The organism is Motiliproteus sp. MSK22-1, from assembly GCF_001968815.1.
GTDB lineage: Bacteria > Pseudomonadota > Gammaproteobacteria > Pseudomonadales > Balneatricaceae > Motiliproteus.
Genome location: NZ_MIEQ01000051.1, coordinates 1 through 6,548 on the forward strand (window position 1 = coordinate 1; position 6,548 = coordinate 6,548).

At 45.2% G+C, this 6,548-nt stretch carries 9 protein-coding genes; all 9 read right to left on the reverse strand.

Features of this window, described 5'->3' with window-relative positions; translation table 11 throughout:
- Nucleotides 1–667 precede the first annotated feature (667 nt).
- The 9 genes from BGP75_RS15795 to BGP75_RS15830 all read right to left on the reverse strand — a co-directional run bounded on the left by BGP75_RS15795 (nucleotide 668) and on the right by BGP75_RS15830 (nucleotide 6,330).
- Complete coding sequence (locus BGP75_RS15795; RefSeq protein WP_076719808.1) at nucleotides 668–958, reverse strand: hypothetical protein; 291 nt, start codon at nucleotides 956–958, stop codon at nucleotides 668–670.
- 38 nt (nucleotides 959–996) lie between these two features.
- On the reverse strand, nucleotides 997–1,128 hold the full coding sequence (locus BGP75_RS27595) for a hypothetical protein (protein ID WP_255395942.1): 132 nt from the start codon (nucleotides 1,126–1,128) through the stop codon (nucleotides 997–999).
- Complete coding sequence (locus BGP75_RS15800) at nucleotides 1,112–2,485, reverse strand: S49 family peptidase (protein WP_076719809.1); 1,374 nt, start codon at nucleotides 2,483–2,485, stop codon at nucleotides 1,112–1,114. The genes BGP75_RS27595 and BGP75_RS15800 overlap by 17 nt, the downstream gene beginning before the upstream one ends.
- Before the next feature lie 481 nt (nucleotides 2,486–2,966).
- The gene (locus tag BGP75_RS15805) at nucleotides 2,967–3,518 is read right to left on the reverse strand and encodes a hypothetical protein (protein ID WP_076719810.1); all 552 of its coding nucleotides are present in this window, start codon (nucleotides 3,516–3,518) and stop codon (nucleotides 2,967–2,969) included.
- Nucleotides 3,519–4,181 carry a HEPN domain-containing protein gene (locus tag BGP75_RS15810; RefSeq protein WP_198939381.1) on the reverse strand — a complete coding sequence of 221 codons (663 nt, stop codon included), beginning with the start codon at nucleotides 4,179–4,181 and terminating at the stop codon, nucleotides 3,519–3,521.
- Between the two features lie 142 nt (nucleotides 4,182–4,323).
- The gene (locus BGP75_RS15815) at nucleotides 4,324–4,509 is read right to left on the reverse strand and encodes a hypothetical protein (RefSeq protein WP_076719811.1); all 186 of its coding nucleotides are present in this window, start codon (nucleotides 4,507–4,509) and stop codon (nucleotides 4,324–4,326) included.
- A 102-nt stretch (nucleotides 4,510–4,611) separates the two neighbouring features.
- Nucleotides 4,612–4,926, reverse strand: a complete 315-nt coding sequence (locus tag BGP75_RS15820; RefSeq protein ID WP_143821083.1) for an antA/AntB antirepressor family protein — start codon at nucleotides 4,924–4,926, stop codon at nucleotides 4,612–4,614.
- 620 nt (nucleotides 4,927–5,546) lie between these two features.
- On the reverse strand, nucleotides 5,547–5,858 hold the full coding sequence (locus BGP75_RS15825; RefSeq protein WP_076719813.1) for a hypothetical protein: 312 nt from the start codon (nucleotides 5,856–5,858) through the stop codon (nucleotides 5,547–5,549).
- 118 nt (nucleotides 5,859–5,976) lie between these two features.
- A complete protein-coding gene (locus BGP75_RS15830) occupies nucleotides 5,977–6,330 on the reverse strand; it encodes a hypothetical protein (protein ID WP_076719814.1) in 354 nt (117 codons plus the stop codon).
- Between the last annotated feature and the right edge of the window lie 218 nt (nucleotides 6,331–6,548).

Genomic DNA, 6,548 nt, shown 5'->3' on the forward strand with positions numbered 1-6,548 from the left:
ATCCGCAGTGCATCACCAGCAAGAAATCAATCGGACTTGGCAGGTAAAGTGCTGGGCCATATGCGGATGTTGCAGAAAAAGCCAAAGAGAGTGGCGAAGTACTTCGAGCATCCGGCTATCCGCTACGCATCGTAAACGTATTAGCCCACCGGGTTAATAAAACTAGAATAGCAACCTTTGTTGAGCTTATGAAGCACTGACTTTGGCCTGCTTTCATCAAAAAGTCACTCAAAATCAACCATCCGATTAGTTCTAGCAATAGCTATCCCTGAGTGTTCAATGTTATCGTTGCTAACAGATGGCAAAAGCAACATTTAGTCAATTACTTAATAATCAATATGTTACATCGCTTTGAACAGCACGTTTTTTACACTATCAGCACATTTTCACTACACTATGGGTGCACTGCGTTGACAAAATCACTGACACTGATTTAGCCCAGACAAGAACAGAAGGTAGGAGAATAAAGCGCTACCTTAACATGGTAGAAGTCGGCGGTTTGAATCTGCCCAGTCCTACCACATTACGCTGCCTTGTTGGTCAGTAGATACTTACTGGGACAAAGGCGGACAACAGCGGGACAAAACCTGTTTTGCTCAGTTGTAAAATAAACGGGTATACATATTGCCTACCCGTTTATTTTTGCATCGAATAAGTTAGCAGGTCATCAAGTAACCGCTAGCATCTCTGAATTTGCCCAAAACGCCGGTCCACCAAAATAAACCACCGCTTCATAATACTTTAGCGCTCGTCTCCGCCTGAGCGGTGCCAAAAGTCCTCCTCGATCATTAATCAGTCTAAGCATGTTGTTCAGAAAGGTTCTGTCGGCTTCCGCCTTGTCTTCAATCGTTCGGCCAACGTGATACATGTAGTCATGTATATTTCCTGCTTCCTCGACATCCAGGCCATACATGGTGTTGGGTATCCATCGGGAAATCAGAGAGTTGGCCGCTCCCATGCCATTGCAGATCTCTGATTTCTTTGATGGTGTGAGCTTTAGGTACTCTGCAGGGGCGTACCTACCGCCAAGTTTTGCCCCGTTAACAAGGTACCGTTACTGGTTCGGGTTAAACCACCGAGTAATAGGGCACCGGTTGGCATGGTTTCAGTACTAGATCCTGCGATCATTGGATTCTCCCTTAGTGCGACCGGTAGCCGCGTTAAAGTTATTAATCATTCGTGAGGCGATATCCGGGTTGTCTTCGTCATCACCACCGGTATCAGCGCCGATATTGGGTTGTTCTTCAGAGGACATCAGTTGATCAAGCGCAGTACTGGCATCTAATCCAGGGGCCTGTTCTTTGGGTGCCGTGGCCATCAGCGCCCCGGCCTCCTCCACACTCATATCGGTGTTAAAGGCCAGGTGTTCTGCCATGGGGCCACAACCTTCGGCGTTAGCATGATTGAGAATGCCCTGCACTCGCACCCGCTCATTAGCACGGGATTGAGCTGTGGTCTCAGCGGTTGTAGACGTACTCACATCGGAAGCCCCCGCTGAAACAGGGGCAACAGTGCCAGGCGTATTAGCTTGAACCGTTTCATTGGGTTCAGTTGAATCTTCTTTTTTCATAAGGGCTCCTGATTGGGAGATAACTCTGCCCTGGGTGGACAGATGGTTTGCAAAAATGGCAATCGCTTCATGACCGTTAACCAGCTCATCGGCTAAGCCAATATCGATAGCCTCCTGGCCTCGATAACAAGCCGCTTCAGTGGCCAATACCGCCTCAACACTGAGGCCGGTCATTTCCGCTACCAAACTAGCGAAGTCAGCCCGTAATGCATCAGTACCGGACTGAAACCGGGCCAGTACATCAGGGGGCAAATCTTCATAGGGGTTTCCATCCGCTTTATGGGCCCCGGAATGAATCAAGGTGACGTTGACTCCTTCTTCCTGCAGGTGCTTTTCGTAACTGGCATGAGCCATGATCACACCCACCGAACCCGCGACACCGGTTTGAGTAATCAATCGTCGATGTGCGGCACTGGCCAGCGCCATACCAGCCGAGCAGTTCATGTCATAACAGAGAGACCAGAGCGGTTTTCCAGCAGCATCCGCCAGCTTTCGTAAAGTACGGGCCGTATCAAAACAACCGGCAACCTCACCGCCCGGTGTGTCCATATCCAGCAACACACCTTTCACATCCAGATCAGCAAACGCCTCACTGCCACGGGCAATAATTCCGTCATATCCGGTCATACCGCTGTAAGGGTTTAGGTACCCATGCTTGTGAACCAGTGTTCCCGATACGGGTAAAACCGCTACCCCATCGAGCACTTGATAAGGACGATCCCGTTCAGCTGAGTGGTTAAAGGACTCAGCAGACAGCTGCAATTTATCGCCGGTCAGGATCTCTCCCTGAGAATCCGCCAGGGATTGAATGCCTAACCGTGACGCCAACGCTGAGAAAAACACCCGCGCATAAGCAGGCTCCAGCAACAAAGGTGTGTTCAGCACCCGGCTGGCGATCTGTGTGTAGTGGTTCATGGGTTACCTTATTGCGGGCATAAAAAAACCCAGCTCAATGGCTGGGTTTAGAATTTGAGAGGCGCGGTTCCGCGTATTCCACTTCCTCTATGGGTCAGTAGGAAATAAAGGTCTTCAGCGTAGTTAATCTACTTCCAATTATCCTACGTCATAAGGTCCTGAGTATGTGTTGGCTGACCTCCTAACTCAGGGAATCTTTGCGTATTGGACAAAAAGAACGCGCCCCACCCAAAAAATTGGTCAAAATGCACCTCCTGCACTAAAGGCCTGAAAGGTAAAACAAAATGAACCGCCTTAATAAGGTGGTACTAGAGGTTAAGCATAGTTAAGGCGAGGTATATTTCAAGAATTCTCTTTACCAATGATCTCGCCTCAGGACTGTTTCGGATTAAGAACCATTGCCTTTTCCCAACAAGTTACGTCTGCTTCTTTCCGCTCCTTTATATAGAGCAGGGGTTTGATATTTGTCACCTACAAAGTCTTAGCCCTTGTTTAAGCCAAATGACTCTGAAATTTTTGGAATGTATCTAGATTCAAGCTCGTCAAGGTCACCGAATTGTCTCCAGTTTTCTTCGAGATCTCGATCACTAATACCTCGATCTCTACCGTAGGCGACAATTACAGCCTTCATTACGTTTGAAACCTCTTCTAAATCGTCCATAGATTTGAGTAGGTACTTGACCGCCTTCTCAACTCCTTCTTCACATCGAAGGTTAAACATGTGAGAGAATTCATGGACAAATTCGTTTCTTGCTCTCAGTGTTCTCTTTAAGGTCTGATCAAAATCAGCATCAACGTTGACTTTCTTTCTTAAAACACCGAGAAGCTGCCCCATTGTCTTATTGTCAGCATTCAGTATTGCGTCTCTTGCTTTGATCGGATTTTCTTCAAACGCTACTTTTACGACAAACGCGATTTGCAATTCCAAATCTTGGAGCAGTATAAGTCGACACCCTATCTCAGCGAAAATTTCTTCTGAGATATCGGGAAACGGACCGTTCCCATAATTGTGTGTTTTAAGTAAATCTACCATTTAGCCCTCCAGATGGATTGCTAGGAATTGCTCCACGTCTCTAATCATCATGCGGACGTCCTCATTTGTAAACTCATCAGGTCTACCATGTGCTGCACTATTACGTATATCTGCTAATGCAGTTATACGCTTTTGCTGCAACTTGTTATAGATGCCTTCTTTTGCCAAGTCGGAGTTCATTTTATCGAGTTTCGCATGCGGGATATTTTCCCTACTACATAGTTCCCTTAGTCCAGTTTCTAGAACCACACCAGAAATGACAGCGGCGGCAAGATGGTAGCCACTTTTCAAAAGCTCTTCTGCTTGCTCAAGCTCACTTTCAAAAACTTCAGATTGGACAAGCGTTTTAACAGAGGTAAGGTAACCACCTTCGAAATCTTCCTTTGCAGCCAAAAAGATAGATTTTACTCGTTTAAACCGATCAAGACTTGTTTGGAAGGCTCCGGGGTCTTCACCAGCAATAAACTCTTTATAGTGTTCAGATGTGTCACCGCAGACTTTAACTATTAAATTTTTAACCTTAACTTTCCATTCTAGGAGAGCTTCTCCGTCTATGCACTCACTTCTACCAAACATCTCGCTGTTAGTAACATACTGTGTAGAACTCACTTTTTTCATCTGTTCTTCGAGTTCGACAAATCTCTTGACAAGCTTTGAATTCAACTCATAGTTCCTTATTAGTATTGCTTTTAACAATATTATTCACAGAATGCATCCAATTCCCCCACATTCACCAGTACCAACAAATTCTGTTCCATATTCATCCATTATCAGCAAAGAATCAATGCGTTAGAAAATGCACAGATCACCGCCGATCTTCTTCCGATAAAAACCACCCCAAATCATAGCACTGCTTTAAGTCTGCTAGTTGCTGGGTCATGGCGTTGTTGAGTACTTCGAGTTGTTTGATTTTGGCGGCAAGTTTGGGTACGTCGAACAGGGCTTGGTTGTTGTCGAGTATGTGTTGTTTCACTTCACCATTTTCAATCACGGTGAGGATGCGTTTTCGCTGTAAGGTCTCTGCGGGTATCAGCTGATGTTGGGTTTGTTGCTTGAGTTGTTCGGTTTCCTGCTTTTGCTTCTCGTTCAGCTGTCATTCGCATTCGATAAAGTATCGACGTGCTTCACGGCCTTTGTCGCTTCGCTCGACCATCGCCAGTTCTTTGGCCATATCGAGTGTTACGTAATGTTCTTTGGCGTTGTGACCGCCTCTTTGTTTGCTCCCCCGTTTTGGGGAGCAAACGATAAAATCTTGATTCTCAACAAATCCATACTGCTGAATACGCGATCTGATCCAGTTTGTGAAGTCTCGACCAACGCCAAGTACTTCATGTAATTTTCGAGCGGAAACGGTGCGGGTTGATGTTCCTGCGATGAAACGTTGAGCTAGCGGAATAAGTCCTTTCATAATGCTGTTCTCGAACTGATAATTAAGAACTACCACCATCCGGTGCAAATCGGAATTTGGGTGGCAGGCTACATGGAGTTTGCACTACCGGTCCGAGATCGGCGCCCCGAAGGGCCTCCACGCAACCTACCATAAAACGGTTTTTGGGCGTAAAAAAGACGCTTCGAATGAGCGCCTGTGCGCTCGGATCAATTCAGGGTGCAAATCCCGGCACTGGATTTTGCCAATGCGCTATTAGGATAGCCCTGCTTTCTGTTGCCTGTCAATTGGTAGAGTTGGATTAGATGTTTAGGGTTGGTTTTTGAGAATTAGGTGGGATCTAACCCGTTGGATTATGCGCATATTTGTTTGCTCGCCCGTTTTGGCGAGCAAACAAGGTTTTAGTCAAAAATGAGTAATGCCATTCGTACCTGACCCCAGTTCTTCCTGCCTGTGAATCAAGGGTGCACATTTCGTTTAACACTACTGGTTTCTCAGCTTTACAGTGGTCTCTTACTTCTTTTTTGTGTGCCACGCTTGAGGATGATTGGCGTTTAAGAGTCAAGGGGTAACGATTCGTTACTCCCTTCAGGGGGTATGCATACTATGCACCCCCCTTTTCGTCAGGTAATAGGAGACTTTCAAACTTGAATGGGGTCAGACCCCATTAGCCCACCAGCCAAGTAATGAGAGTGTTCAATCTTTCCATGAATATCTTGAATGTTAATTTCTTCGAAATTGTCGCCATCTTTAACAAATATAGAGTTTTCGTTTGAGTGCACTTCTTTGGTCTTTCGCTCCATAAGGATATACCAAGGTATGCTAATGACCAGCATTGCAATAGGAGACCAATGAAAATTGGTTAGCCATACTGCAAGAAGCAAGAGACCTATCCATACTTTTTCGAAGCCTTTAGGGTACCCTTTACCTACGTGTTCTGAGATTCGCTTCATGTCAGCAGTCCCATAACGTCTTCAGTTGGAAAGGAAAAGCTATAGTGGATGAGGAAATGATGTCCACCAAACAGCGAATGCACCAGCATATGAAGCCCAATAGGATTAGTATAGATCTTCAGCGTTCATATATATCTGCCATTATCTGAGATAATTCAGAATTTTCTACGTTCCGCATATTATCTTTACAAAATTCTCGAACTTTTTTTATAACGTCCTTTTTAAACCTATCCTTATTAAAACTGAATTGCAATAAGACTAGTTTTATTTCAGGAAAAGGATGTTTTTTCCAAATTTCTATTTTACTACAGACCCACTTCCCAAATAAATCGAACTCTTCACGGTTAGCGATCATCGTAATAGTCATAGCGTTGAGCAACTCATCTAGCCTAAAAGAATCTTTTTCTACTATAGATTCCTCTATTCTCTTTAAGAACTCAATGGTCTCAGTTACATCGTAATCGCTAAGCATACTTCACACCCAAAATGAATGGGACCCATCAGATCATAGTAAAAGTAGTAAAAGGGTCACCCATTAGCCGTCTCCGGTCAACAGGGCGAGCGAACCTATGACGCATACGCCCTGAGTTAAATAATGCAGATCACTGATACACGCCTGTTTTTTCAGTGGTTGTGCTGTTTTACAGATAAAACGCACCAGTCACCCATCAGGATCTAGGTAGGACGATC

Coding starts and splice junctions, on each gene's coding strand:
- BGP75_RS15830 (WP_076719814.1), bottom strand. CDS start 6,330: ATGCTTAGCGATTACGATGTAACTGAGACCATTGAGTTCTTAAAGAGA.
- BGP75_RS27595 (WP_255395942.1), bottom strand. CDS start 1,128: ATGATCGCAGGATCTAGTACTGAAACCATGCCAACCGGTGCCCTATTA.
- BGP75_RS15820 (WP_143821083.1), bottom strand. CDS start 4,926: ATGAAAGGACTTATTCCGCTAGCTCAACGTTTCATCGCAGGAACATCA.
- BGP75_RS15825 (WP_076719813.1), bottom strand. CDS start 5,858: ATGAAGCGAATCTCAGAACACGTAGGTAAAGGGTACCCTAAAGGCTTC.
- BGP75_RS15795 (WP_076719808.1), bottom strand. CDS start 958: ATGGGAGCGGCCAACTCTCTGATTTCCCGATGGATACCCAACACCATG.
- BGP75_RS15805 (WP_076719810.1), bottom strand. CDS start 3,518: ATGGTAGATTTACTTAAAACACACAATTATGGGAACGGTCCGTTTCCC.
- BGP75_RS15800 (WP_076719809.1), bottom strand. CDS start 2,485: ATGAACCACTACACACAGATCGCCAGCCGGGTGCTGAACACACCTTTG.